The organism is Fluviicoccus keumensis, assembly GCF_004217445.1.
Taxonomy (GTDB): domain Bacteria; phylum Pseudomonadota; class Gammaproteobacteria; order Pseudomonadales; family Moraxellaceae; genus Fluviicoccus; species Fluviicoccus keumensis.
Map to the genome: position 1 here is coordinate 429678 of NZ_SHKX01000010.1, position 25706 is coordinate 455383.

21 protein-coding genes are annotated in these 25706 nt (G+C 63.3%); 13 read left to right on the top strand and 8 right to left on the bottom strand.

The window, feature by feature from the left end; translation table 11 throughout:
• Nucleotides 1-3 precede the first annotated feature (3 nt).
• Both EV700_RS03015 and EV700_RS03020 read right to left on the bottom strand, forming a co-directional pair.
• Nucleotides 4-4233, bottom strand: a complete 4230-nt coding sequence (locus tag EV700_RS03015) for a beta strand repeat-containing protein (protein ID WP_130410864.1) — start codon at nucleotides 4231-4233, stop codon at nucleotides 4-6.
• A gap of 144 nt (nucleotides 4234-4377) precedes the next feature.
• On the bottom strand, nucleotides 4378-5196 hold the full coding sequence (locus EV700_RS03020) for an SDR family oxidoreductase (RefSeq protein WP_130410865.1): 819 nt from the start codon (nucleotides 5194-5196) through the stop codon (nucleotides 4378-4380).
• Nucleotides 5197-5252: 56 nt separating this feature from the next.
• Here EV700_RS03020 and EV700_RS03025 point away from each other — a divergent pair, with 56 nt between their 5' ends.
• From EV700_RS03025 to EV700_RS03045, 5 genes are all read left to right on the top strand, one after another.
• Nucleotides 5253-6140: a LysR substrate-binding domain-containing protein gene (locus EV700_RS03025; RefSeq protein WP_130410866.1), complete on the top strand. Its 888-nt coding sequence runs from the start codon at nucleotides 5253-5255 to the stop codon at nucleotides 6138-6140.
• Nucleotides 6140-8206 carry an ATP-dependent DNA helicase RecG gene (gene recG, locus EV700_RS03030; RefSeq protein ID WP_130410867.1) on the top strand — a complete coding sequence of 689 codons (2067 nt, stop codon included), beginning with the start codon at nucleotides 6140-6142 and terminating at the stop codon, nucleotides 8204-8206. Before EV700_RS03025 ends, recG begins: the two co-directional genes overlap by 1 nt.
• A gap of 61 nt (nucleotides 8207-8267) precedes the next feature.
• A complete protein-coding gene (locus EV700_RS03035; protein ID WP_130410868.1) occupies nucleotides 8268-8582 on the top strand; it encodes an SMI1/KNR4 family protein in 315 nt (104 codons plus the stop codon).
• A gap of 202 nt (nucleotides 8583-8784) precedes the next feature.
• Nucleotides 8785-9717 (top strand): esterase/lipase family protein, encoded by a 933-nt coding sequence (locus tag EV700_RS03040; protein ID WP_130410869.1) that lies wholly within the window; start codon nucleotides 8785-8787, stop codon nucleotides 9715-9717.
• A gap of 355 nt (nucleotides 9718-10072) precedes the next feature.
• On the top strand, nucleotides 10073-12652 hold the full coding sequence (locus EV700_RS03045; RefSeq protein WP_130410870.1) for a winged helix-turn-helix domain-containing protein: 2580 nt from the start codon (nucleotides 10073-10075) through the stop codon (nucleotides 12650-12652).
• 15 nt (nucleotides 12653-12667) lie between these two features.
• Here EV700_RS03045 and EV700_RS03050 read toward each other — a convergent pair whose 3' ends face one another.
• The 3 genes from EV700_RS03050 to EV700_RS03060 all read right to left on the bottom strand — a co-directional run bounded on the left by EV700_RS03050 (nucleotide 12668) and on the right by EV700_RS03060 (nucleotide 16300).
• Nucleotides 12668-12904: a DUF6726 family protein gene (locus EV700_RS03050; protein ID WP_130410871.1), complete on the bottom strand. Its 237-nt coding sequence runs from the start codon at nucleotides 12902-12904 to the stop codon at nucleotides 12668-12670.
• Between the two features lie 69 nt (nucleotides 12905-12973).
• The gene (gene gloA, locus EV700_RS03055) at nucleotides 12974-13357 is read right to left on the bottom strand and encodes a lactoylglutathione lyase (protein ID WP_130410872.1); all 384 of its coding nucleotides are present in this window, start codon (nucleotides 13355-13357) and stop codon (nucleotides 12974-12976) included.
• A gap of 18 nt (nucleotides 13358-13375) precedes the next feature.
• The gene (locus EV700_RS03060; RefSeq protein WP_165391307.1) at nucleotides 13376-16300 is read right to left on the bottom strand and encodes a hybrid sensor histidine kinase/response regulator; all 2925 of its coding nucleotides are present in this window, start codon (nucleotides 16298-16300) and stop codon (nucleotides 13376-13378) included.
• A 142-nt stretch (nucleotides 16301-16442) separates the two neighbouring features.
• On the opposite strand from EV700_RS03060, the gene pdxH reads away from it, so the two are divergent.
• A complete protein-coding gene (gene pdxH / locus EV700_RS03065) occupies nucleotides 16443-17081 on the top strand; it encodes a pyridoxamine 5'-phosphate oxidase (RefSeq protein WP_130410874.1) in 639 nt (212 codons plus the stop codon).
• A gap of 78 nt (nucleotides 17082-17159) precedes the next feature.
• Here the strand turns inward: pdxH and chrA are convergent, their stop codons facing one another.
• Complete coding sequence (chrA, locus tag EV700_RS03070; protein WP_130410875.1) at nucleotides 17160-18515, bottom strand: chromate efflux transporter; 1356 nt, start codon at nucleotides 18513-18515, stop codon at nucleotides 17160-17162.
• Between the two features lie 193 nt (nucleotides 18516-18708).
• On the opposite strand from chrA, the gene EV700_RS03075 reads away from it, so the two are divergent.
• The 5 genes from EV700_RS03075 (at nucleotide 18709) to EV700_RS03095 (ending at nucleotide 22029) form a co-directional block, all read left to right on the top strand.
• A complete protein-coding gene (locus tag EV700_RS03075; RefSeq protein ID WP_130410876.1) occupies nucleotides 18709-19860 on the top strand; it encodes a TRAFAC clade GTPase domain-containing protein in 1152 nt (383 codons plus the stop codon).
• Nucleotides 19847-20485 carry a hypothetical protein gene (locus EV700_RS03080; protein WP_130410877.1) on the top strand — a complete coding sequence of 213 codons (639 nt, stop codon included), beginning with the start codon at nucleotides 19847-19849 and terminating at the stop codon, nucleotides 20483-20485. The genes EV700_RS03075 and EV700_RS03080 overlap by 14 nt, the downstream gene beginning before the upstream one ends.
• A 57-nt stretch (nucleotides 20486-20542) precedes the next feature.
• Nucleotides 20543-20737 (top strand): bacterioferritin-associated ferredoxin, encoded by a 195-nt coding sequence (locus EV700_RS03085; protein ID WP_130410878.1) that lies wholly within the window; start codon nucleotides 20543-20545, stop codon nucleotides 20735-20737.
• A gap of 98 nt (nucleotides 20738-20835) precedes the next feature.
• Entirely contained in the window at nucleotides 20836-21300 is a 465-nt protein-coding gene (gene bfr, locus EV700_RS03090) for a bacterioferritin (RefSeq protein WP_130410879.1), read from the top strand.
• A gap of 72 nt (nucleotides 21301-21372) precedes the next feature.
• Nucleotides 21373-22029 carry a TetR/AcrR family transcriptional regulator gene (locus EV700_RS03095; protein WP_130410880.1) on the top strand — a complete coding sequence of 219 codons (657 nt, stop codon included), beginning with the start codon at nucleotides 21373-21375 and terminating at the stop codon, nucleotides 22027-22029.
• A 52-nt stretch (nucleotides 22030-22081) separates the two neighbouring features.
• Here EV700_RS03095 and EV700_RS03100 read toward each other — a convergent pair whose 3' ends face one another.
• A complete protein-coding gene (locus EV700_RS03100; RefSeq protein ID WP_130410881.1) occupies nucleotides 22082-22567 on the bottom strand; it encodes a hypothetical protein in 486 nt (161 codons plus the stop codon).
• 216 nt (nucleotides 22568-22783) lie between these two features.
• Between EV700_RS03100 and EV700_RS03105 the strand changes: the two genes are divergently transcribed.
• Both EV700_RS03105 and EV700_RS03110 read left to right on the top strand, forming a co-directional pair.
• The gene (locus tag EV700_RS03105; RefSeq protein WP_165391308.1) at nucleotides 22784-23599 is read left to right on the top strand and encodes a DAPG hydrolase family protein; all 816 of its coding nucleotides are present in this window, start codon (nucleotides 22784-22786) and stop codon (nucleotides 23597-23599) included.
• Nucleotides 23600-23788: 189 nt separating this feature from the next.
• Entirely contained in the window at nucleotides 23789-25141 is a 1353-nt protein-coding gene (locus EV700_RS03110; RefSeq protein WP_130410882.1) for an FAD-binding oxidoreductase, read from the top strand.
• 30 nt (nucleotides 25142-25171) lie between these two features.
• Here the strand turns inward: EV700_RS03110 and EV700_RS03115 are convergent, their stop codons facing one another.
• A complete protein-coding gene (locus tag EV700_RS03115) occupies nucleotides 25172-25612 on the bottom strand; it encodes a DUF4124 domain-containing protein (RefSeq protein ID WP_165391309.1) in 441 nt (146 codons plus the stop codon).
• Nucleotides 25613-25706 lie beyond the last annotated feature (94 nt).

Here is a 25706-nt window from a genome sequence, read left to right on the forward strand (position 1 = left end):
CCGTCAACTCCAGTTGGCGGCAATCACGCTATCCAGCGCCGCATGCTCCGCTGTCGTCAGGCTGGTCGAGCCTCCCGGGCGGCTGCCGAACGACGACATCGCGCTCACCAGATTCTCCACCGACGATGATGACAGGCTCAGGCCGTCACCGGCGCGGATCGTCTCCACCCGGTTGTCCGCCGAGGCGTACCATCCCTTCACCACCGCCTTCGTCGTTCCGCCCAGCAGGCTCACCTCCAGGTCGTTACCCACATGCCGCAGCCAGATCTGGTCATGGGCCACCGTGCCGTCGTTGAACCACAGCAGGTCGCTGTTGCCCGCCGTTGCGTCCGTATCCGTCACCGTGTCCACGCCATCGCCGCGACGCAGGAGATAGGTGTCATTGCCCGCGCCGCCGATCAAGGCGTCGTTGCCCAGGCCGCCGTCCAGCGTGTCGTTGCCGGCCTGCCCATTCAATGTGTCGTCGCCATCCAGCCCGGAAAGCAGGTTATCTCCAGCATTCCCATAGATAACATTCGACAAACTATTCCCCTGCCCGTTGATATTAGCAGTACCTTGCAGGGACAAGGTTTCAAGATTCGCTCCCAACGTATAACTCAACAGGGAGTAAACACGATCAGCACCACCCCCGGTTTGTTCTATAACCACATCACCAACCGAGTCAACATAATAGGTATCATTACCCAGGCCTCCATCCATGGTGTCATTACCCTCCATTCCATTCAGGGTATCATCTCCCTCAAACCCCGTTAAAATGTTATTCCCTCCATTCCCGTACACAGTGTTTGACAAGGCGTTACCGGTTCCGTTGATGTCACCAGACCCCTGAAGCGTCAAGGCCTCCAGATTTGATCCCAAGGTATAACTCAATACCGAGTACACCCGATCCACACCAGCGTCTGGCTGTTCTATGACAACATCGCCCGCCGAATCCACGAAATAGGTGTCGTTGCCCAGGCCGCCATCCATCGTATCGTTGCCAGACAGGCCGTTCAAAGTATCATTGCCTGCAAATCCAGTTAAGATGTTGTCGCCGTCATTACCTGTGATGGAGTTTGAGAGTTCATTTCCATCACCGGTCAAATTAGCGGTGCCCAGAAAAATAAGATTCTCCAGGTTCTCCCCTAAGCTATAGCTAATTGACGTATATATGCGGTCAATGCCGGCATCAAGCATCTCTATTACAACATCACCCGAAGAATCCACATAATATGTATCATTCCCTATGCCTCCATCCAGGGTGTCTGCCCCCTCCATGCCATTTAGGGTGTCGTTGCCATCCAGACCTATCAAGACATTATTAGCCTTATTTCCGGTAATAATGTTTGAAAGTTGATTACCCACACCGCTCAGATCAGAAGCGCCCTGCAACACCAAGCCCTCAACATTATCTGCAAGAGTGTAGCCAACCTGGCTATAAACCCAGTCATAGCCTGAACCAACCTGCTCCACTATCAGATCACCCACCGAATCAATATAATATGTATCATTACCATTTCCACCATACAGGCTGTCATTTCCCGCAAGACCAAACAAAGTGTCATTACCATCCAGACCAAACAACTGATTATTTCCGGCATTTCCATAGAGAATATTGGAAGTTTCATTCCCCATTCCGCCAAGATCAGCTCTGCCTTGCAAATACAACACCTCAACATTTGCGGGTAGAGTATAACTCAGGGAACTATAGACTACATCCGTGCCAGAACCTACCTGCTCAATCACAACATCTCCAGCTGAATCAACATAATAGCTATCATTCCCCAGGCCGCCGTCCAGCGTGTCGTTGCCGGCCTGCCCATTCAATGTGTCGTCGCCATCCAGCCCGGAAAGCAGGTTATCTCCAGCATTCCCATAGATAACATTCGACAAACTATTCCCCTGCCCGTTGATATTAGCAGTACCTTGCAGGGACAAGGTTTCAAGATTCGCTCCCAATGTATAACTCAACAGGGAGTAAACACGATCAGCACCACCCCCGGTTTGTTCTATAACCACATCACCAACCGAGTCAACATAATAGGTATCATTACCCAGGCCTCCATCCATGGTGTCATTACCCTCCATTCCATTCAGGGTATCATCTCCCTCAAACCCCGTTAAAATGTTATTCCCTCCATTCCCGTACACAGTGTTTGACAAGGCGTTACCGGTTCCGTTGATGTCACCAGACCCCTGAAGCGTCAAGGCCTCCAGATTTGATCCCAAGGTATAACTCAATACCGAGTACACCCGATCCACACCAGCGTCTGGCTGTTCTATGACAACATCGCCCGCCGAATCCACGAAATAGGTGTCGTTGCCCAAGCCGCCGTCCAGCGTGTCGTTGCCGGACAGGCCGTTCAGGGAATTCGCCGACGCATTGCCGATCAGGAGATTATCAACGGCATTGCCAGTCGCATTGGTGGCCGTTCCGGTCAGAACGACCTTCTCGATATTCGCCGACAGGGTAATGGCGGCGGCGGCGAAGACGGTGTCGTAGCCTTCCCCGGCCAGTTCGACCAGCACGTCCAGCGAGGAATCGACCATGAACGTGTCATCCCCCTGACCGCCTTCCAGCGTATCCCGGCCGACACCGCCGTCCAGGGTGTCATTGCCATCCTGACCGGAAAGGCGGTTATTGCCGCTATTGCCGGTCAGCAGATTGTCCAGGCTGTTGCCGACCCCGGTCAGCGACGACGTTCCCGTCAACGTCAGGTTTTCCACACCGGAGGCGGCAATCAGGGAGACTGACGAAAAAATCTGATCCTGCCCGCTGTTCGCCGCTTCCTGCACCACATCCGCGGTGTTGTCGACATAGTAGGTGTCGTTCCCTGCCCCGCCCGCCATCGTGTCCGCGCCCAGACCGCCATTCAGGGTGTTGTCCCCGTCACCGCCGGTCAGGACATTGTTGAGCTCGTTGCCGGTCAGCATGAGGGCCAGACCGCTATCCATCACGGCATTTTCGAAATTGGCCTGCAGCGTGTAGTTGCGGGCGGCATGGACGGTATCGACGCCCTCGCCGGCATTTTCCACCAGCGTATCCGCCGCATCGCCGTAATAAGTATCGTTGCCCAGCCCCCCGGCCAGTACATTGCTACCGGCATTACCGGTCAGGACGTTATCCAGATCATTACCAGTGCCGTTGATATTGCCGGTTCCGGTCAGCACCAGGTTTTCCACGTTGTCGCCCAGCGTATAGCTGAACCCCGCCTCGACCGTGTCAATGCCAGCGTTGAAGTTTTCGAACACCGTATCCAGGGCATCAATCACATAGACATCATTGCCCTGCGCCCCGGCCAGATAATTGGCGCCGCTGTTGCCCTGCAGCCGGTTATTCAGGGTGTTGCCGATCAGGGACAGGTCGCCGCTGCCCAGCAGGATGCCGTTTTCAACGTTCGTGACCAAGGTATAGGAAAACGCCACCTGCACGGTGTCGGTACCGCCGCCGGAAAACTCCTGGATGACATCGCTGGCGTCGATCAGATAGGTATCGTCGCCCGCACCGCCCGCGAGGGTGTCCGAGGACTGCGTGATGCTGTCCAGCCCGCTGAGCAGGTCGTTGCCGGCGCCGCCCTGCAGCGCATCCGAACCGGAGCCGCCATAGAGGGAATCGTTGCCGCCGCCGCCCGTCAGGATATCCGATCCCAACCCCCCGTTAATGACCAGCGCGGCCTGCGATAATGAAAAATCGAAACTGTCGTCAACAGGAGAGCCGTTGATGGTCATGACGCCAAGGACGGTCATGTCCACTTTCCAGGTACTGTCGTTGAAGGACAGGACTTCCACGTTCAGCAGCGTATCCGTACCGCCGGTAACGCCGGACGCCACAGCCGTCAGCTGCCCGGTCAGCCCCGCGCTGAAGACGAAGTCCGACATGCGTCCCGTCAGGATGACGGTATCCAGCCCCGCTCCGCCATCCAGCACGTTGTCCGCATCGTTGCCCGTCAGTTGATTGTCCAGACTGTTGCCGGTGCCATTGACGGCATCGGTGCCGGTCAGCACCAGATTTTCCAGGAAGCTCCCCAGCGTATAGCTGATCGCGGTCACGACCGTATCCGTGCCTTCACCCGCCAGCTCCTGGACCGTATCCAGCGCATCCACCGTGTAGATATCGTCGCCAAGCCCGCCGATCAGGGTATCCGCGCCGTCCAGGCCATCCAGCCGGTCGTTGCCGTCATAGCCATAAAGCGTATCCGCGCCGCTGGAGCCGGTCAGGGTGTCATCCCCGGAAGTGCCGAAAATATCCGTCATCACATCCTCTGCGCGGCGTCATACCGCCATTTTTAGTTTGTACACATTCTAGTCGGAATCCCGGTCAACCGGCGGCGGGATTCCGACAGGACAGCGGCATTCAGGGGATCACCGGAAGCCCTTTTAGCCGTCAGGTGACGGGCATCACGCAACGATGGAACCATACCCCGCCCGGTAATCCGGAAACACCGGACGGAAACCCAGCGCCCGGATCCGGCCATTGCTGATCCGCCGCCCCTGCCCGCCGTCACCGGCCGGTTGACGCGGCACCGGCGGCAGTCCGCGCCGCGCTGCCAGCCAGTCCAGCACCTCCGCCTGCAACACCGGCAGGTCGTCCACCCCCAGATACAGCGGCTCCAGAGGCTGCTCCGCCAGATCGCGCTCCAGCAGGAAGGCCAGCAGCCGCGCCGCGTCCTGCACATGGATGCGGTTGCTCCACAGCGCCGGGTCGACCGGCCGCCCCGCCTGCACCCAACGCAACAGCCGCAACCGTCCCTCGCCGTAAATCCCGGCAAAGCGCACCACCGACACCGCCGGCCAGGCTGCCGCCGCCCGCGCCTCCGCCTGCAACAGCACCTCGCCGTTGAACCCGGCCGGACGCGGCGGCGTCGCCTCATCCACCCACTCGCCCGCCGACTCGCCGTAAACACTGGTCGACGACACGAAGAACACCCGGCGCGGCACGGCCCCGCCCAGCGCCGCCTGCAGGTTTTCCAGCCCGCCGAGGAAACAGCGGTCGTAAGCCTCGCGGCTGGATTCGCCGGGACTGAGCAGGATGAAGACATAATCCGGCGGGGCAATATCCAGCCGGAACGGTCGGGTAATGTCGGCCTGCAACATCGTCACGCCCGGCAGGGCGTGCGCGGAGCGGCGGACGCCGGTGACCCCATGCCCGGCCCCGGCCAGCAACACCGCGAGACGACCGCCGGTGTCGCCGCAGCCGATAATCAGCACATTTGCCATAAATTGACGGAATTCAGTATGTTAAAGTGAGAAAAAACCGGAACGCATTCCACTCCATGACCCTAACCGATTTGCGCTACCTCGTCACGCTGGCGGAGGTGAAACACTTCGCCCGCGCCGCCGCCGCCTGCTTTGTCTCGCAGCCGACGCTCAGCATCGCCATCAAGAAGCTGGAAGACGAACTGGATGTCAGCCTGTTCGAGCGCCACCGCCACGAAGTGCTGGTGACGCCCGCCGGGGAACGCATTGTCGCGCAAGCGCAACGGGTGTTGCAGGAAGCGGCGCTGCTGAAGGACATGGCCCGCGCCGAACGCGACGAATTCGCCCAGCCGCTGCGCCTCGGGGCCATCTTCACCGTCGCCCCCTACCTGTTCCCGACGCTGGTGCCCGCGCTGCACGAAAGCGCCCCGGCGCTGCTGCTCTATCTCGAAGAAAACTACACCCACGTCCTGACCGAAAAGCTCTCCGCCGGGGAACTGGACGTGATCCTGATCGCCACCGACGAAGACCTGCCGGAAACGCACAGCCGCACCCTGTTCCACGAAAGCTTCCGCCTGCTGCTGCCGCGCCGCCATCCCTGGGCCGAACGCGCCGAGGTCAGCGCCGCCGAACTGGACGACGCGCCGATGCTGATGCTGGGCGAAGGCCACTGCTTCCGCGACCAGATCCTCTCCGCCTGCCCGGTCAGCCATGCCCGCCTCTCCAACGGCAATTCGCTGGAAACGCTGCGGCACATGGTGGCCAACGGCCTCGGCCTGACACTGATCCCCGCCATTGGCGAACCCTACCTGCTCAATGACAGCCTCTGCGCCATCGACGTGAACCCCGCGCCCGGCCGCGACATCATCGCCGTCTGGCGGCGGCGCTTCCCCCGGCCGCAGGCGGTGCAGGCGCTGCTGGACGGCCTGGCCGCGCTGACCGTGCCCGGCAGCCGGTCCGTCTGATGGAAGTCCTGGCCCATACCGCCCTGCATCACCTCAAGGGCGTCGGCGACGCCGTGGCGCAGAAACTGGCGAAGCTGGACATCAGCACCGTGCAGGACCTGCTGTTCCACCTGCCGCGCGACTACGAAGACCGCAGCCACATCACCCCCATCGCCGGGCTGGCCATCGGCCGCAGCGCCCTGCTGGAAGGCGACGTGCTGGCCGCCGAGGTCGTCACCGGCCGACGCACCTCCTTCGTGGTGAAATTCTCCGACGGCAGCGGCCTGATCACGCTGCGCTTCTACCACTTCTACGCCGGGCAGAAGCAGCACTTCCGCCCCGGCCAGCGCATGCGCGTCTTCGGCGAAGCGCGCCTTGGCGCCAGCGGCCTGGAAATCTATCACCCCGACTACCAGAGCGTAACGCCCGGCGAAGCGCTGCCGCCTGCCCGCCTGACCCCGATCTACCCCACCACCGAAGGCCTGACCCAGGCCAAGCTGCGGCAACTGGTGGCGCAGGCGCTGACGCTGCTGAGTCCGCAATCGCTGCCGGAACTGCTGCCCGACGCCGTGCAGTTGCGCTACCGCCTGATCGACGCCCTGCGCACCGTGCATAACCCGCCCGCCGACACCCCGCGCGAGCAACTGCTGTCGGGAACGCACCCCGCACAGCAACGGCTGGCCTTCGAGGAACTGGCCGCGCATCAGGTCAGCCTGGCGCAGCGCCGTCATCACATCCGCGCGCAAAAAGCCCCGGCCCTGCCCTTTGAAACTCCATTGGCCGCACAACTGCTGGAACGGCTGGCCTTCCGCCTGACCGGTGCGCAGCACCGCGTCTGGAACGAGATTGCCAACGACCTGCGCAAACCGCACCCGATGCTGCGACTGGTGCAGGGCGACGTCGGCGCGGGCAAGACCGTGGTCGCCGCGCTGGCCGCCTGCCATGCCGTCACCGGCGGCTGGCAGGTGGCGCTGATGGCCCCCACCGAAATCCTGGCCGAACAGCACTTCGTCAACTTCAGCCGCTGGTTCTGTGCGCTGGGCGTGCCGGTGGCCTGGCTGAGCGGCAAACAGGGTGTGAAGGAACGGCGGCTGTCGCTGGAACGGGTGCAGTCCGGCGAAGCGCGCATTGTGGTCGGCACGCATGCGCTGTTCCAGGAAAGCGTGCAGTTTGAAAAGCTGGGGCTGGTGATCATTGACGAACAGCACCGCTTCGGCGTCGACCAGCGGCTGGCGCTGCGCGAAAAGGGCCTGGCCACCGGCTACAGCCCGCATCAATTGGTGATGACCGCCACCCCCATCCCGCGCACGCTGGCAATGAGCGCCTACGGCGACCTGGACACCTCGGTGATTGACGAACTGCCGCCCAACCGCACCCCGGTCACCACCGTGGCGCTGGCCGATACCCGCCGCGAGGAAGTGATCGACCGCGTGCGCGCCAACTGCGAACAGGGGCGGCAGGCCTATTGGGTATGCACGCTGATTGAGGAATCCGAGCAGCTGGAAGCGCAGGCTGCCGAAGCCACCTTCGCCGAGTTGCAGATGCTGCTGCCGCACCTGAAACTGGGCCTGGTGCACGGCCGCCTGAAACCGGCGGAAAAGCAGTCGATCATGATGGAATTCAAGGACGGCAAGCTGGATCTGCTGGTGGCGACGACGGTGATTGAAGTGGGCGTGGACGTGCCCAACGCCTCGCTGATGATCATCGAGAACGCCGAACGGCTGGGACTGTCGCAGTTGCACCAATTGCGCGGGCGCGTGGGGCGCGGCAGCGCGGTCAGTTATTGCGTGCTGCTGTATCACGCGCCGTTGTCGGCGATGGGTCAGGAGCGGCTGGCGATCATGCGCAGCACCAGTGACGGTTTTGTGATTGCGGAGAAGGATCTGGAATTGCGCGGGCCGGGTGAGGTGCTGGGCACGCGGCAGACGGGGCTGGTGGGGTTCCGGGTGGCGGATCTGGTGCGGGATGCGGGCATGCTGAAGGCGGCGCAGCATCTGGCGCGCAAGCTGGAGCAGGATTCGCCGGTGCAGGCGGAGTCGCTGGTAAGGCGGTGGTTGCCGCAGGCGCCGAGGTATAGTGTGGTTTAGGGTGTCCAACTAAACTGACCGATGAGCATCGTCAACCAAAAGCAGGACAAGGAACACTGATATGCAGACATCCCTTCGAGGCCTCAGGGAGTACCTGAACACTGGCAAACCAATGTTCTGTGAGCTTGATGAAAATCCATATTACTGTGAGTTTTGGGCACTTGATGAGCTTGAGCCATTCAACGCTGAGTATCAGGTTCCAGAATATGCCTCTGGCTACTTTGGGTTTGCATCGAGTGGTGGCGGTGAAATGTTTGCAATCTCACCGACAGGTTCAGTCGTGTGCCTGCCCTTCATTGGCATGGAGCCTAAGGCAGCTATAGAAATTGCCCCTACCTGGGCTGTATTTGAATCCCAGCTTAGAAGCCCACTTTAACCATATTCATCCACCGGCTGGCCGCTATAAAGCACTAACCCCCACCTCCCCCCTTTTTTCCCCCTCTTTTTCCCCCTCCCGGACGATACCGCCCCACCCCCTTTTTGGCTGAAATTCCGCCCACCGAGAGACAGCGCCAACGCGGGGCCAGACGCCCCCGGCTGTCCACCGACATAACAACAACATCATCAAGGGACACACCATGAAAAACAGCCTCAAGCTCGCCTGCGCCGCCGCGCTGGCCGTCACCGCCGCCTTCGCCCCGGCCGCCAACGCCGGATACACCACCACCAAGTACCCGATCGTGCTAGTGCACGGCATCTTCGGCTTCAAGAACTTCCTGGGCGCGGACTACTTCTATCAAGTGCCCAGCACCATCACGGCCGAAGGCGGCAAGGTCTACATCCCCGCCGTTTCCGCCGGCAACAGCAACGAAGTGCGCGGTGAACAACTGCTGAACCAGCTGCTGACCTTCAAGGCGCTGTCCGGTTCGCCCAAGTTCAACCTGATCGGCCACAGCCAGGGCAGCCCCACCTCGCGTTATGTCGCCGCCGTGCGCCCGGACCTGGTTGCCTCCGTCACCAGCGTGGACGGCGTTAACAAGGGCTCCCGCGTGGCCGACATCGTGCGCAAGGTGGCCCCGGCGGGCACCGTCACCGAAGCCATTGCCGCTTCCGTGGCCAATGCCTTCTCCACCATCCTCAGCTTCGCCACCGGCAGCACCAGCCTGAGCCAAGACACCCTGGCGGCGCTGGACAGCCTGACCACGGCCGGCCTGACCAAGTTCAACAGCAAGTACCCGGCGGGCGTGCCCAGCGGTTGCGGCGAAGGCGCGTACACGGTGAACGGCATCCGTTACTACTCCTGGGGCGGCGCCAAGCAGTTGACCAACGTGCTCGATCCGCTGGACGCCGGCATCGGCACCCTGTCGCTGGCCTTTGCCTTCAGCGGCGAGGCCAATGACGGTCTGGTCAGCACCTGCTCGCAACGCCTGGGCAAGGTCATTCGCGCCGATTACGGCATGAACCACCTGGATGCGGTGAACGGCTACTTCGGCCTGGTCAACATCTTCGAGAGCAACCCGAAGTCGGTGTTCCGCGCCCACGCCAACCGTCTGCAAGCCGCCGGCCTGTAACCGTTTGACCGGGGTCGGTCATTACCCCCATGTCAACGGGCGGTCCGTCTTGGCCGCCCGTTTTTTTTGTTGAACCGCCGGAAATTTCCTGATGTGATGATGCCTTTCCATCCTGCCCGCACCACCGTCGTCGCCGATGTGCCCCCGTTGCCGCTCCGTTCAGAAAACATGCATTCCATCCGGTTAATTCGCGCCAACCCCTGTCGTTTTTTAGCAAGCCTGCGGGCGTTGCCGGTGTTATACAGGCGCGACCAGCCTGTAAAACCACCATAACAACAATAATGCCCGGACCGGCGCGTCCCCCTGCAAGCCCAGGGCGGACAGACGACGGGTCCCTGAAAAGAACGTGATGGCTATGGACGACATCCTTTCCACCCAGATGACCATTCCCGACCGGCCGCCCCGGTTGCTGGACCGCCCGCGCCTGCGCGCGCCCGACGGCCTGCCGCGCATTACCCTGGCCTGCGCCCCCGCCGGTTACGGCAAAACGACGCTGCTGGCGGAATGGGCGCGCCACAGCGGCGCGGCCACGGCCTGGCTGTCGCTGGACGACGGCGACAACGACCCCTTGCACTTCATGCAGCATTTCATCGCCGCCATCCAGACCTGTTTTCCCGGCTTCGGCCAGGCCACCGCCGAGGGACTGGCCAATACCCAGCCGCCGTCGGTGGCAGGGCTGATGCGCACGCTGATCAATCCGCTGTGCCGCCTGCCGGAGCCGCTGTGCCTGGTGCTGGACGACCTGCACATGATTCACGAGCCGACGGTGCATGACGCCATCGCCTGCCTGCTGGAGCAACGGCCGCCGCGCTTGTTCCTGATGCTGGCCTCGCGCTGCGAGCTGCCGTTCTCGCTGGCGAGGCTGCGCGGGCAGGGACAGTTGTACGAAATCCGTCCCGATGACCTGCGCTTTACCGGCGAGGAAACCGCCACCTTCTGCAATTCGCTGATGCAGCTGGACCTGCCGCCCGCGCAACTGGCGATGCTGGAATCGCGCACCGAGGGCTGGATTGTCGGCCTGCAGCTGGCGGCGCTGTCGTTGCACAACAATCCCGACAAAGCCGGGTTCATCCGCCAGTTCGCGGGCGATGACCGCCACATTACCGATTTCCTGATGGAGGAAGTGCTGCGCAGCCGCAGTCCGGAGATGCAGGACTTCCTGCTGCAAACCTCGATTCTGGAACGCTTTTCCGCGCCGCTGTGCGAGGCCGTGACCGGCGCGGCCAACGCCCGCGAGCGGCTGGATGAGATGGAGCGCGGCAACCTGTTCCTGGTGGGGCTGGACCATCGCCGCCAGTGGTACCGCTACCACCACCTGTTCGCCTCGCTGCTGCAAAGCCGCTTGCGGGCACAGCACCCGGAGCAGCTGCAGGAATTGCACCGTCGCGCCAGCCGGGCCTATGCCGCGCAGGGCGCGTATGCCGAGGCGGTGCAGCACGCCATCGCCGCCGGGGAATTCGAGCAGGCCGCCGCGCTGATGGAAGAACACAGCGGCGACCTGTTCTCGCTGGGCCGGTTCGTGACGGCGCTGGGCTGGGCCTGGCGTTTGCCGCCGGAGCTGCTGGCGCGGCATCCGCGCCTGTCGATGACCTGCGCCTGGGGCGTGCTGGCCATGGACAACCTGCCCGAGGTGGAACGGCATGTGCGCGACGCCACCGCCGCGTTGTGGCCGCACCGCGAGGCGACCCCGGGCACGCCGGAACGCACGCGCTGGGGGCAGCTGGCGCTGATCCGCGCGTGCCAGTGCTGTCTGGCGGGCGATCTGGCCGGAGTACGGGCGTCGGTGCAGGAGGCACTGGCCTCGCTGCCGCCGGGACGGGTGCTGCACGATGCCGCCATGGTCACCCTCGCCTTCAGTCATTACGTGCAGGGCGACCTGACCGCCGCCAAGCCCTTGTTCGCGCGCTGCGCCCGCATTACCGCCGCCAACCGCAACCTGATGGTGCCGATCCTGGCGGCGCTGGGGTTGGGCCGCACCCATTTCCGCGAGGGACGTCCGCAGCAGGCGCGGCTGGTTTACACGCAGACGCTGGCCGATTGCGAGGCGCTGGGCTGGCAGGAGCTGCCCGCCGTCGGCATGATGCATCTGGGGCTGGGTGAACTGGCGCTGGAAGACGGCGATCTGGCCGAAGCGGAACGCCTGCTGGCGCGCGGCGTCGAGATGACGGCCGCCGCCTTCATGCAGTACGTGCATGCCTGGGGACAGGTGCTGCTGGCCACGACGCGGGTGCTGGCCGGTCAGCCGGACGGCGGCCTGACGCCGGGACAGGAAGGCATGCTGGCGCGCTATTCGGGACGCTTCGTGGTGGAACTGCCCGCCCTCTCCGCCGAACTGGCCGGGCTGTGGCTGCTGCAGGGTCGGCACGACCGGCTGGAAGACTGGCTGGAAGAAACGCCGTTGCCGCTGGATGCGCTGCTGCCGGAACGCGAGGCGGAGTACCGGATGCTGGCCAGGGTATGGCTGGCGCGCGGTCAGGCGGCCGAGGCGCTGGCGTTGCTGGAACGTCTTGTCAGTCTGGCGGAACCGCGACGGCTGCGGCTGGCGATGACCGATATCCGGCTGGCGCAGGCGGACGCCCTGACGGCGCTGGGGCAAACGGAAGCGGCAGCCAGTGCGCGGCGGCAGGCCCATGAGCTGGGCATGGCGGCGGGATTGAAACGGCGGCTGGCGATCGGCACGGGCGGCGGCAGCGTTAGCACCGACGCCTCGGGCCTGGCGGTGTGCGGCATGGTCGGCGACGTGTTCCGCCTCAGCCGCAAGGAAAAGCAGGTGGCGCGCCACCTGATTCGCGGCGCCACCAGCCAGGAGATTGCCGAGCGCCTGTTCGTCTCGCTCAGCACCATCAAGACCCACACCAAGAACATCTACGCCAAGCTGGGGGTCAACAAGCGGCTGCAGGCCGTGGAAGTGCTGATGAAGCTGGACCTGGCCTGAAGCCGCCCGTCCGGCTTACAGCGGCACCTTGTCGACGGTATCGGCCGCTTCATCAATGGCGGCATCGCCCTTTTCCAGCGTCGCATCCACCTGGTTGCCCACGCCCGGCACCACCGAGGTCACCGCGCCCACCGTGCTGAGTGTGGAACCGACCACGCGCATCGGCATGGTTACGAGCTTGGTCAGGAAGCAACCGCTCAGGGAAAACGCCAGACCGGCCACCACGGCCAATTTCAGGATTTGAAGCTTCATGTTCTTGATTCCTTGGAATGAGCAAAGGCGGGCCGGAAGCCCGCTGCTTATTGTGACAGCATCCGCCGCTTACTTCAGCCCCAGCAGCTCGACGCGGTAGCCGTCCGGGTCTTCCACAAAGGCCAGGATGGTGGAGCCGTGCTTCATCGGCCCCGGCTCGCGCACGATCTTGCCGCCCGCCGCGCGGATCTTCTCGCAGGCGGCATAAACATCCTCGACACCAATGGCGATATGGCCATAACCGGAACCGATCTCATAGGCGGCGGTATCCCAGTTGTGGGTCAGCTCCAGCACCGTGGTGTCGTGCTCCTCGCCGTAACCGACAAAGGCCAGCGTGAAGCGGCCTTCCGGGTAATCCTGTTGCCGCAGCAGGCGCATGCCCAGCACCTGGGTGTAAAAAGCCAGCGAGCGCGACAGGTCGCCGACGCGCAGCATGGTGTGAAGAAGACGCATGGAAATTCCTCCGGCAGGCTAGAGATCGGAAGGCGGCGCAGTCGGCTCCTTCCAGAACAGCCGCAACAATAACTGTTTCAGCCGTTCCAGCTCCAGCGGTTTGGTGAGGAAGTCGTCCATGCCCGATTGCAGGCATTGCTGTTGCTGCTCGCGCATGGCGTGCGCGGTCAGCGCCACGATCACCCCCGGCGGAATGCCGCGCTCCCGTTCCAGCTGCCGGATCGCCTCGGTGGCGGCATAGCCGTCCATTTCCGGCATTTCGCAGTCCATCAGCACCAGGTCATAGCTGGCGGGCCGGGCCCGGTACAGTCCCAGCGCTTCCTGGCCGTTGTTGGCGACATCGCTGGTCAGGCCCAGCTTGCGCAGCATGCCGACAATGACCATCTGGTTGACGGCGTTGTCCTCGGCCACCAGCACATGCTTGCCGCCCAGCCATTCGCGGAAGCGGCCGGGATCGCTGCGGCGGTCGGTCTCCGAGCGGAATTCCTCCTGCCGTCCCAGCAGTTTCAGCAGGGCGTCGCGCAGCACCGAGGCCGAGGTCGGCTTCTGGATCACCAGGCTCAACCCCGCCCGCGCCAGCTCCTCCTTGCCGGGATAGACGCGCATGGCCGTCAGCAGGATGCGGCGCGTTTTCATCAGCACCGGGTCGGTGGTCATCCACAGCGCCAGCTCCATGCCGCTCATGCCCGGCATGCGCATGTCGAGGGTGGCGATGTCGAAGGGCTCGCCTCGCGCGGCGGCGGCCTGCAATTTGATCAGGGCGTCCTCGCCGCTGTGGGCGAAGTCCGGCTTCATGCCCCAGGCGGCGGCCTGCTCCATCATCATGTTGGCGAAGTCGGGCGAATCGTCCACGAACAGGATGCGCAGGTCGTGCAGCGCCGTCAGCGGCACCAGATGGTCATGGACGAAGTCGGGGCTGGCGGGCGTCACCGGCAGCGTGAACCAGAAGGCGGAGCCCTCGCCCGGACGGCTGCGCACACCGATCTCGCCGCCCAGCAACCCCACCAGATGGTGGCAGATGCTCAGCCCCAGCCCGGTGCCGCCAAAGCGGCGCGTGGTGGAACTGTCGGCCTGCTCGAAGGGATGGAACAGCCGCGCCTGCTGGTCGGCATCCATGCCGACGCCGGTATCCGCCACCTCGAAACGCAACACCGGCTGCCCCGCCCGGCTTTCCGCCAGCCGGTGCACGCGCAGGCTGACCTGCCCTTTCTGGGTGAACTTGAAGGCGTTGCCCAGCAGGTTCAGCAAAATCTGGCGGATGCGCGTCGGGTCGGAATTGATGAACACCGGCACGTCGGTGTCAACGAAGGCCAGGAATTCCAGCCGTTTCTGCTCCGCCGTCAGCGAGAACACCGAGGCGCATTCCAGCATCAGGTTATCCAGATCCATGTCGATCTGTTCGATGTCCATCTTCCCGGCCTCGATCTTGGAATAATCGAGGATGTCGTTGATGATGTTGAGCAGCGCCTTGCCCGAGCCGCTGATCACCTGCACGAACTGCTGCTGCTGCGGGGTGAGGTCGGTGTTCTGCAACAACTCGGTCATGCCCAGCACGCCGTTCATCGGCGTACGGATCTCGTGGCTCATCGTCGCCAGGAACAGGCTTTTCGCCCGGCTTTCCGACTGCGCCTGGTACACCGCCTGCCGCGCGCGGATTTCCTCGTCGCGCGCCTTCAGCTTGGTGCGCAGGTGTTCCTCGCGCTCGGCATTGGCGCGGCGCTCCTCGGCCAGCGCCTTGTCCTGCGCGTCCATGCGGTCCTGCCGGGCAATATTGATGCGGTCGGCCAGCGCGAAGGACAGCAGCAGCACCTCGCAGAATTCACCGATCTGGATGCCGATATTGGTCAGGCTGGACTTGGGAATGAAGCCGAGCTGGCTGAGATCGTACAGCACCACCATGAACGCCAGGCAGGCCCAGGCCAGCACATAGAAGCGCGCCGCCCGGTTGCCCGCCCGCCAGTTGAGGATGCCGGTGGTGATGACGGTCAGCGACACGCCCATCGACAGCACCAACGTGATCACGATCATGATGCGGTAAGGGAACACCAGCCCGCCCAGCGTCATCAGCGCCATCACCACCGCATAGCCCGACAGCAGCCGGTTCATGAACGGGTTGTAGCGCTCGGTATGCAGGAAATGCTTGCTGAACACCATGCTCAGGCCCAGCGCCAGACACAGCGTCACCACCACCGATCGCCCGTTCCACCATACGGCGTCGGGCCACAGGTACTGGTAGGTGAAACCGTCCAGGGTCGCCAGCAGCGTGCAGAAGCACAGCACGAAGATAACGTAATACAGGTAGCTTTTCTCGCGGATCGACAGCCAGATGAACAGGTTATAGAACACCATCACCAGCAAGGCGCCGTAGAAGAAGCCCAGCGCGGCCTGGCGGTTGGTGTCGTGATCGAGAAAGGCGTGCGGTTCCCACAAGGTCAGCGGAATCTGCAGGCCGCTGGTGCTTTCCACGCGCACCAGCAGCCGGTAATCCTGGCCGGGCTGCAAGGTCAGCGGAAACAGGAACAAGCGGTGCTTCACCACCCGGTGACTGAAGGGCTCGGCATCGCCGGAATGGTATTGCTGCACTGCCCGCCCTTCCGCATCCACCAGCAGGACGGTAATGTCATCCAGCAGCGGGTAGGCGATTTCCAGCAGACGCGGGGTTACGGATGCCGCGCCGTTGTGCAGCCGGGCCTGCACCCAGAAGGCGCTGTTGGAATAGCCGAAATGGGGAATTTCGCGGTCTATGGTCTGCCATTGCGCTCCGGCGGGCGGCAGGTGCTGCCAGTCCAGTTGCGCCGACTTGTCCTCGAATACCTGCAGGCCGTGACCCAGCCGCAACTGCGGGTCGGCGACATCGTGCACAAGCGACGCCATGGCAAGCCCGTGCAGGAACGCCAGCAGACAGAATGCCACCCAGAACCTCATGCCGCGCAGGCCTTGCATGTTGCCGGAATCCGTAATTCTTGTTCTGCCCTTAGCGTAGTCCAGAACGCGGGGAAACGGAAAGAAACAAATTGCGCCGTAGCATTGGAGCCTCCGGCGCACAGCGCTAGAATGACTTACAAACTCCAAGGATTTTCCGCCCATGAAAAGCAACATCGCCCACCTGCGCCAGGACTACATGAAAGAACGCCTGGACGAACAGGACCTGCAGGCCAACCCCTTCGACCAGTTCCACCGCTGGTTCGAGGAAGCGCGGCTGGCCGAGATTCCCGAGCCGAACGCCATGATCCTGGCCACCGCCGACGCCCACGGCATGCCCTGCGCCCGCACCCTGCTGCTGAAGGAATACGACGACCTGGGCTTCGTGTTCTTCACCAACTACGAATCGCGCAAGGGGCTGGAACTGGCCGCCAACCCGCAGGCCTGCATGCTGTTCATGTGGCTGGAACTGCAACGGCAGGTGCGCATTGAGGGCAAGGTGGAAAAAGTCTCGGCGGAAGAGTCCGACGCCTACTTCCAGCAACGGCCGCTGGGCAGCCGTTACGGCGCGCACGCCTCACCGCAAAGCCGGGTGATTGCCGGCCGCGAAGTGCTGGAAGAAACCCTGAAGTCGGTACAGGCGCAATTTGGCGACACGCCGCCGCGCCCGGCGCACTGGGGCGGTTACCGGGTGCTTCCGCAAAAGGTGGAATTCTGGCAGGGACGGCCCAGCCGCCTGCATGACCGGCTGGTGTATGTGCGCGAGGGTGATAGCTGGAAGGTGGAGCGGCTGGCGCCCTGAGGCTTCATCCCCCTGTAGGTTCGGCTTCAGCCCGACAATGTCCTTCGATCGGAGGCTGTTGTCGGGTTGAAACCCGACCTACAGACCCGCCAGCAGCTTCACCGCCAACCCCGCCACCGCACTCGCCGCGATCACTTCCATCACCCCGCGCTTGAATTTTAACAAGGCCACCGCCGCCGCCAGCGCAATCACCGCCGACGCCCATTCAAACACCCCGTCAAAGCCCTTCGGCCACAACACGTGATAGCCGAAGAACAACGCCAGGTTCAGGATCACCCCGACCACCGCCGCCGTGATCGCTGTCAGCGGCGCGGTGAATTTCAGGTCGTTGTGCGTCGCTTCCACCAGCGGCCCGCCAATCAGGATGAACAGGAACGACGGCAGGAAGGTGAACCAGGTCACCAGCGTCGCCGCCACCGCCCCGGCCAGGAATTGCTGCTCCGGCCCGAAGACCTGTGTGACATAACCGCCGACAAAACCGACAAAGGCCACCACCATGATCAGCGGCCCCGGCGTGGTTTCCCCCAGCGCCAGTCCGTCGATCATCTGCGTCGGCGTCAGCCAGCCGTAATGCCCCACCGCGCCCTGGTAGACGTACGGCAGCACCGCGTACGCGCCGCCAAAGGTCAGCAGCGCCGCCTTGGTGAAGAACCAGCCCATCTGCGTCAGCGTGCCGTTCCAGCCGTACAAGCCGCACAGCAGCGCCATCGGCCCCAGCCACAGCAGCAGACCCGCCAGCAACAGCCACGACAGCCGGCCGCGACTGAAACGGGCGTGCTCCGGCGTCGGCGTGTGGTCATCAATCACCGCCGGACCGTAATGCTTGTCCGCCGCGCCATGACCGCCGCCGGCGCGGAACTTGTCCGGCGCCAGCCTGCCGCCCAGATACCCGGTCAGCGCCGCCCCGGCCACAATCAGCGGAAACGGCAGTTGCAGCGCGAAGATCGCCACGAAAGCCGCCCCGGCGATGCCCCACATCAGGTTGTTCTTCAGCGCCCGCGAGCCGATGCGGTGCGCCGCCTGCAACACAATCGCCGTGACGGCGGGCTTGATGCCGTAGAACAGGCCTTCCACCAGCGGCAGGTGCCCGAAGGCGATATATACCCACGACAGCGCAATCAGGATGAACAACGACGGCAGCACGAACAACGCCCCCGCCACCACCCCGCCCCAGGTGCGGTGCATCAGCCAGCCGATATAGGTAGCCAGTTGCTGCGCCTCCGGCCCCGGCAGCACCATGCAGTAATTCAGCGCGTGCAGGAAGCGCTTCTCGCTGATCCAGCGGCGGCGCTCCACCAGCTCGGTGTGCATGATGGCGATCTGTCCGGCCGGGCCGCCAAAACTGATGAACCCCAGCTTCAGCCAGAAGCGGAAGGCTTCCGCGCGCGTCACCACCGGGGCGTCGGGATCGGTTTCGGGGCCGGAAAAGGTCATGGAGGGCGTCCTGCAAACGTGGTTGTGCGCCCGACCTTAACGGAGCAAGGTTAAAAATCCAAGTCGACAGCAACGGATGACCCCCGCGCCCCTTGTCACCCGCCTGCAACTACGGCACATTAACCGGCTTGCGCGGGGCCTGAACGCCCGCGCCGCAACGCTACCGCCCTTTTTACCCCCGGGTTGCCCGCACATGGCCAAAAACAACAAACCCCAGCAGACCCTGAAAATCGCCTTCCTCGGCGGCCGGGGCAGCGGCAAGACCACGCTCATGGCCAGTTATCTGGGGCACATGGCCAGCAGCCGCTGGCAGAAGGAGCACCAGTACTACCTGAGCGCCCCCGATCCTTCCGACTCCAAGCGCCTGAATGCGCTGTTCCAGGGACTGGTGGGCGGCCAGTTCCCCGAAGCCACCATCAAGCAGGCCAAGGCCTTCCGTTTCCACATGCACGTGCAGGAATGCGACGGCGTGCCGCTGGAGATCCAGTGGCTGGACTATCCCGGCGAGTGGTGGGAACGCGAGCCGATGGACAAGAAGGAACAGAAGCTGCGCGACGAATCGCTGCGCCACATGGTCAACAGCCAGGTCTGCTTCCTGGTGATCGACGGCGCGGAACTGCGCCGCAACGGTGAAAAATACCTGCGCGCCCATCTGGCGCACATGACCAACGAGATTTCCAACCTGCTGCGCCAGACCGACAGCCGCCGTCGCCGTAAGAAGGGCCACCACCTGCGCGACGTGGTGTGGGTGATGGCGCTGAGCAAGGCAGACCTGTTCGACAACAACCTGACCGCCGCCGACTTCTCCGACTTCGTCAACCGCTACGCCCACGACCAGCTGGACACGCTGCGCCAGCGCCTGGAAGAAGCGGGCCGCCCTTCCTTCGGCATGAATTACCTGCTGTTCTCCTCGGTGATGGGCACCGGCCAGAAGATCCTCGACATCAACAAGACCATCGGCCTGGACCTGATCGCGCCGCTGGCGATGCGCTCGCTGCTGGAAAAGGAGCTGCAGCATTTCGAACGCTCCGGCCTGCTGAAGCGCATCTTCGCGGGCAGCGCCGACCGCGGCGCCCTGCAGGCGCTGTTCGGCGTGGCGCGGCAATGGCTGGCCAAGTGGCCCGACCGCCCCACCCGCGAGCTGGCTGACCTGTTGTTCGCCCGCGTCGAAACCTGGATGAGCGGCCGCGCCGAGGAACTGCAGAAGGAACTGGACAGCCAGCGCGAGCAGGGCCACAGCCTGAAGGCCGCCGACGCCCTGCTGAAGCTGGCGCTGGGCAAGCAGGAAAACCGCCGTTTCTATTACACCCCCCTGTCACGAGTACACCAGAATGCCGCGCCCTGAGTTCCCGATAGACGTTGACCGCCAACTGGTCTGGATGACCTGCGGCAGCGACGCCGGTTACCAGATCCTGCTCTCCCCGGCCAACAGCCAGGCCTCGTGGCTGGATATCCTGGAATCCGCCTTTCCGGGGCTGGAAATCGGCCAGGCGGGCATCGTCAAGGCGGCGGCCGTCTTCCACGAAGGCAGCCCGGCGCTGGCGCTGGCCTTTTTCGATCCGGAACGCTGCGACGCCAGCTCCCGGCCGGTGAAGCACTTCCTGCTGTTCCTGGGTGCTTCCGACGAAATGCTGGGCAAGGGACCGCAGCTGGTGGTGCCCGCGTTGCTGTCGCAACTGGAACCGGCCTATCAGGTGCTGTGGGAAGCCACCCGTTATTCCCGCGAAGCCGACATCGCCAAGTACGCCCGCAAGAAGATGGCCGGGCAAAGCGTGCATCTGGACCTGTCGGCCAAGGTGGCGAAACCGCCGAAAGTTAAGGAAAAGAAGGTCGTGACCAACCCGAGCTTCACCGGTGAGCCGGAACTGGCCGATGACGGCGAGGCGCTGGGCTTTCCGCGTTGGGCGATGTGGCTGATCGCTGCGGTGATGACGCTGCTGGCCGTCGGGGTGTTCATTTTACAGGCTTGACGGCGCGCCAATCATTATTGATAATAATTCGCATTACGTTTCTGCGGATTAGCGCCCATGTACGTTTGCATCTGCCACGCCGTCACCGACACCCAGATCAAGAACGCCGTTGAAGACGGTTGCTGCTCGCTGCGCGAAGTCAGCCAGTGCCTGAGCGTCGGCAAGACCTGCGGCCGCTGCGTCCCCGCCGCCCGTGAAGTCATCCATGAAACCTTGAGCGAACTCGCCATCGACATCGCCCGCGTCGCCTGAATCGCAGTTACCGTAATTCCTTCCCCGCCGGGTTGCCTGCCCGGCGCCACGGGCTATGATTAGCCTCATCCCTTCCCGACAACTGCGGAGTTACCGCCATGAAAGGCGACAGCCAGGTCATTGCCTACCTGAACAAGGCGCTCACCAACGAACTTACCGCCATCAACCAGTACTTCCTGCATGCGCGCATGCTGAAAAGCTGGGGCCTGACCAAGCTGGGCGACCACGAGTACCACGAATCCATCGACGAGATGAAGCACGCCGACAAGCTGATCGACCGCATCCTGTTCCTGGAAGGCCTGCCCAACATGCAGCACATGGACAAGCTGATGATCGGCGAGAACGTGGAAGAAATCCTGCAATGCGACCTGAAGCTGGAGCTGAAAGCCGTGCCGGACCTGAAGGACGGCATCGCCCATGCCGAGAAGGTTGGCGACTACATCTCGCGCGACCTGTTCGCCGCCATCCTGGCCAGCGAGGAAGAACACATTGACTGGATCGAGACGCAGATCGAACTGATCGGCAAGGTCGGCATCCAGAACTATTGCCAGAGCCAGATGTAAGGCTTGACACCGGACGGCCGTCCGGACGGACAATGGGGTCGGCGCACCCGCCCCTATTTGTCCGCACTCACCATGACTTCACCCGATACACCCCTCCCCAAACGCCGTCGCGGCCGCCCCTCGCAGGAGGAAGGCAACGCCGACGCCCTGATCCGCGCCGCCGCCCTGCGCGAATTCGCCCGCGCCGGTTTTGCCGGAGTCAGCATTGCCGACATCGCCGCCGCCGCCGGGGTGGCCAAGCCCCTGATCCATTACCACTTCGAATCGAAGGACGCCCTGTGGGAAGCCGCTGTCAGCGAAGGCTTCGAGGCCTTGCAGCACGAACTGGCCGCCTTCCGCGCCACGCTTAGCGCCGGGTCCGGCCCGGAAACGCTGCGGCTGCTGGCGCATCAACTGGTGCGCTATGCGGCGCGCTATCCGGAACTGACGCGGATCGTGATCCAGGAGAGCGGCAGCGGCGGCGAGCGCTGGCAGTGGCTGCTGCAGACTTATCTGCTGCCTGCTTACCGGCTGGCGCAACTGGCGATCGAGAGCTTCCGGGCGGTGAGCGCTCAGCCGCAGGCGGTTCCCCCGGCGGAGCATGTGATTCCGCTGATGCTGGGGATGATGAATTTCCCGTTTCTGGAGACGCAGGTGATTCGGGAGGTGTTCGGGGTGGAGGTGCAGTCGGAGGGGTATCTGCAGGAGCAGGGGGAGATTTTGTTCAGGGTGATGGGGGCGTTGGTTTGAAGCTACCTTGTAGGATGGGTTAACGAAGGAAATCCATCTTTTCACCGTTAAATCAATATGATGGGTTTCGTGCCTCAACCCATCCTACGGGTGCCGACTCCACGATTATTCCAAGCGTAATCGGCGGCATAATGTGCCGTATAGTAATCCCGCTCAGGGCCACTCCCTCAATCCGTATCTGGCTAATAGCCCCTTCACCCATTGGATCTGACTCACTAATCCCGATCACTTTCAGGGGAAGGATTGGTGCAGCCTCATTTAGACTCACAATATCAATAACCTGCCCGTCCGATTGAGGCAGCCTCGTTGCGTTTCTTTCACAAAGCTCCAGCGCCAGACCAAGCGCGGGGTAACGTTCACCATCGATACTCACCTCACAAGGCTCTACGCCAACCAAGACTCCATCGGAAAGCTCTAAAAATACCATGTCCGTGCAGAGCGAAGTCGTCAGCTCGTTTTGCCAGGCGGGACCAGGCTTTTTAAGTGGATAAGTAAATATATTCTGGATAGTTTTCCCCAAGAGGTAGCTGGTTTCCATACAGGTCTGATCTTTTTGTCCGCCATCTGAAGATACTGAGCATGCATCGCATCTGACTGCAATGCCACACTAATCCCTTCTTTCAAAACAAAATCCCCGCATATCCAAACACTACCCTCCCCCTTTCCGACAAACGGCACCCCCTCCCCCGTGACAAATTAGACCATTCGATATAATTTAATTATACCAACCGACCTAATTGCACGAGACGCCACCATGACCACCCTCTCCACCCCGACGCAATACCCCACCGACACCGCCTCCGCCAACAGCTATGACCACTTCCACGACCCGGTCATGGCCCCCTTGCCCGCCCACGTCCGCGAAGTCCTGGCCGCCGGACCGCTGCCGCATGACTGGCTGCCCGGCCTCGACAGCGCTCCCTCCCTGCTGGAACCGGGCTACGGCCGCGCCGAAACCGGCTACAGCCAGGGCGCGGACGGCTCGGCGCATGTCTTCGTGCTGACCAGCATGCCCGGCGTCACTCCCGCCATGTGGGACTGGTGGTTCGGTTGGCACGGCAACGACCCGCAGCGCTACCAGCTCTGGCACCCGCAAGCCCATGTCCATGTCGGCTGGGCCGACGGCCTGCCCGATGAAGACCGCTACATCGGCCGAACCTCGAACGTGACGGAGTTCATCGGCAGCAAGCGCCGCCGCTTCTCCATCCGCTTCATCCGCCCCGCCGACGCCGGTCTGGACGAAGCCCGGCTGGCGGCGCAGGGCGAAGTGGCGATCTGCGCCCGCGCCGGGCTGACCGGTCTGCCGGTGGACGCCAGCTGGATGATCCACCAGTTGCGGCCGGTGCCGGGCGGTTGCGAAATGCGCTCGCGCTTCTGGATTGCCGGTCGCCACCTGTCGCTGCCCTGGCTGCCGGGCAAAGCCGGTCAACTGGCGGCGCGGGCGCTGGGCTGGCTGGCCGCGCCCGGCAAGGCCGATGCCGAGGCGCTGCTGATCCATTGCGCCGAGGAGATGAACCATCTCGCCAAGCGCCTGCCCGCCCTGTATGCCGCTTTCGGCCACGGACATTAAACATTGCAAGTGCTTTTCCCTCTCCCAAGGTCTGGGAGAGGGTGGCGCGCAGCGCCGGGAGAGGGTTCGGCGGTGGCCGCGTGGTGACTCCCGCTATGGCGACCGTCCCCCCTCTCCCTAGCCCTCTCCCCCAATGGGAGAGGGGACGGACAACACTGGTTTACCGTGACTATCCCGAGGAGAAGTCTCATGAAACGCAACCGAAACCCCGGCAAGGTCTGGGAACGCGCCACCCCCGGCTTCGACGCCGCCGTACTGGCCACCAGCTTCAGCGGCCGCGACCCCGGTGTGCGGCCGAAGGTCTATGTGCAGGCCAACACGGCCGAGGATGTGATCGCCGCCGTGCAGCGCGCGCAGCGGGAAGCCCTGAAGATCAGCCTGGTGTCCGGCGGCCACAGCTGGGCGCAGAACCACCTGCGCGCGGACGGGTTGCTGATCGACCTGTCGCGCCTGCACCGGATCGAAATTGACGAGGCGGCGATGACCGCCCGCGTCGGTCCCGGTTGCTGGAGCGTGGATCTGGATATCGCGCTGAAGAAGCGCGGGCTGTTCTTTCCGGTGGCGCACGCGCCGGATGTCTGCCTGGGCGGCTACCTGCTGCAGGGCGGTTTCGGCTGGAACGGGCGGGCGCTGGGGCTGGCTTGCGAGAGCGTCATCGGGATGGATGTAGTGCTGGCCGACGGCTCGCTGGTGCATGCCAACGCGCAGCAACACGCCGACCTCTACTGGGCGGCGCGCGGCGCGGGGCCGGGCTTTTTCGGGGTGGTGGTGCGCTACCACCTGCGGCTGTATCCGCACCCCAAGGTCACGGCGCTGATGTTCCAGGTGTTCCGCATGGTGCATCTGGAAGAAGTGTTCCGCTGGGCCGATGCGGTGGGGCCGAACGTGCCGCGCTCGGTGGAATTCCAGATGCTGCTGACGCCGAAGGCGCTGGGGATCTTCTCGCCGGGTATCGAGGTGATTGCGCCGGTGCTGGCCGACAGCTGGGAGGAAGCGCGGGAGGCGGTGTCCTTCATCCGCAACAGTCCGCTGCGGCCGAAGGCCAGCCTGACGCTGCCCTTGCTGCCGGTATCGACGGTGCTGATGTCACGCGGGGCCTCGTTCACCCACTTCCCCGACCGCATGCGCTGGTGCGCCGACAACATGTGGACCGACGCGCCGATCGACGACCTGCTGCCGGGCCTGCGCCGCGTCGCCGACACGCTGCCGCCCGCGCCCAGCCATGCGCTGTGGCTGAACTGGCAGCCGCCCGCCGAACGGCCGGACATGGTGTTCTCGATGGAGGCGAAACGCTATTTCGCGGTGTACGGGGAATGGAAACGGGCGGAGGACGATGCGAAACATGAAGACTGGGCGACCGGGTGCATGGGCGCGATGGCGGCGCATTCACAAGGCATCCAGCTGGCGGACGAGAACCTGGGCAGGCGTCCGGCGCGCTTCATGCGGGATGAAAAGCTGGCGAAGCTGGACCGGATTCGGGCGAAGTACGATCCGGAGGGACGGTTTCAGGCGTGGATGGGGCGGATAAAGCCGGGGCCGTGAGTACGGTCGGCGCGTGAGGCGGCATTCGGATCAGCGCCCCGGGCTTTTCATCATTATCTCAAAGGACTCCGGGGAAAAACCATTGAGCCGCCGCCCTCCGGCCAGGATGACCGGCACGCCCTGCATCTGCAGCCGGACATAATCGGCGCGGCCCGTGGCCGAGTTTTCCACATCGTATTCGGTGAAGGCCATATGCCTTGACTGGAAATAGGCCCGCGCTCGCTGGCAGACGCCGCACCACGAGGCGCTGTACAGGATCACCCCACGGGTACTGATGACCGGCGGGTTCCGGTCGATATCCGGCGAGGCATAGACATTCGGAGTGACCGTAATCACCTGACTGCGGGCATTGCGCGGGGCCTGGTCGCCGAAATGCACCTGCCCTTGGGCATCCACCCATTTGTGGATATCGGCGGCAGCAGGAAAAGTCCACACCGCCATCACCAACCCCGTCAGCCCGCGCAGCCGCATGGCGCTTCCCCTTCTGTCGTAGTGCGGCCGTCCGGCAGGCCGTGACCTGATCATAACCCGGAACGGCTCGGAAATAGAGCAATTACTCCACAGC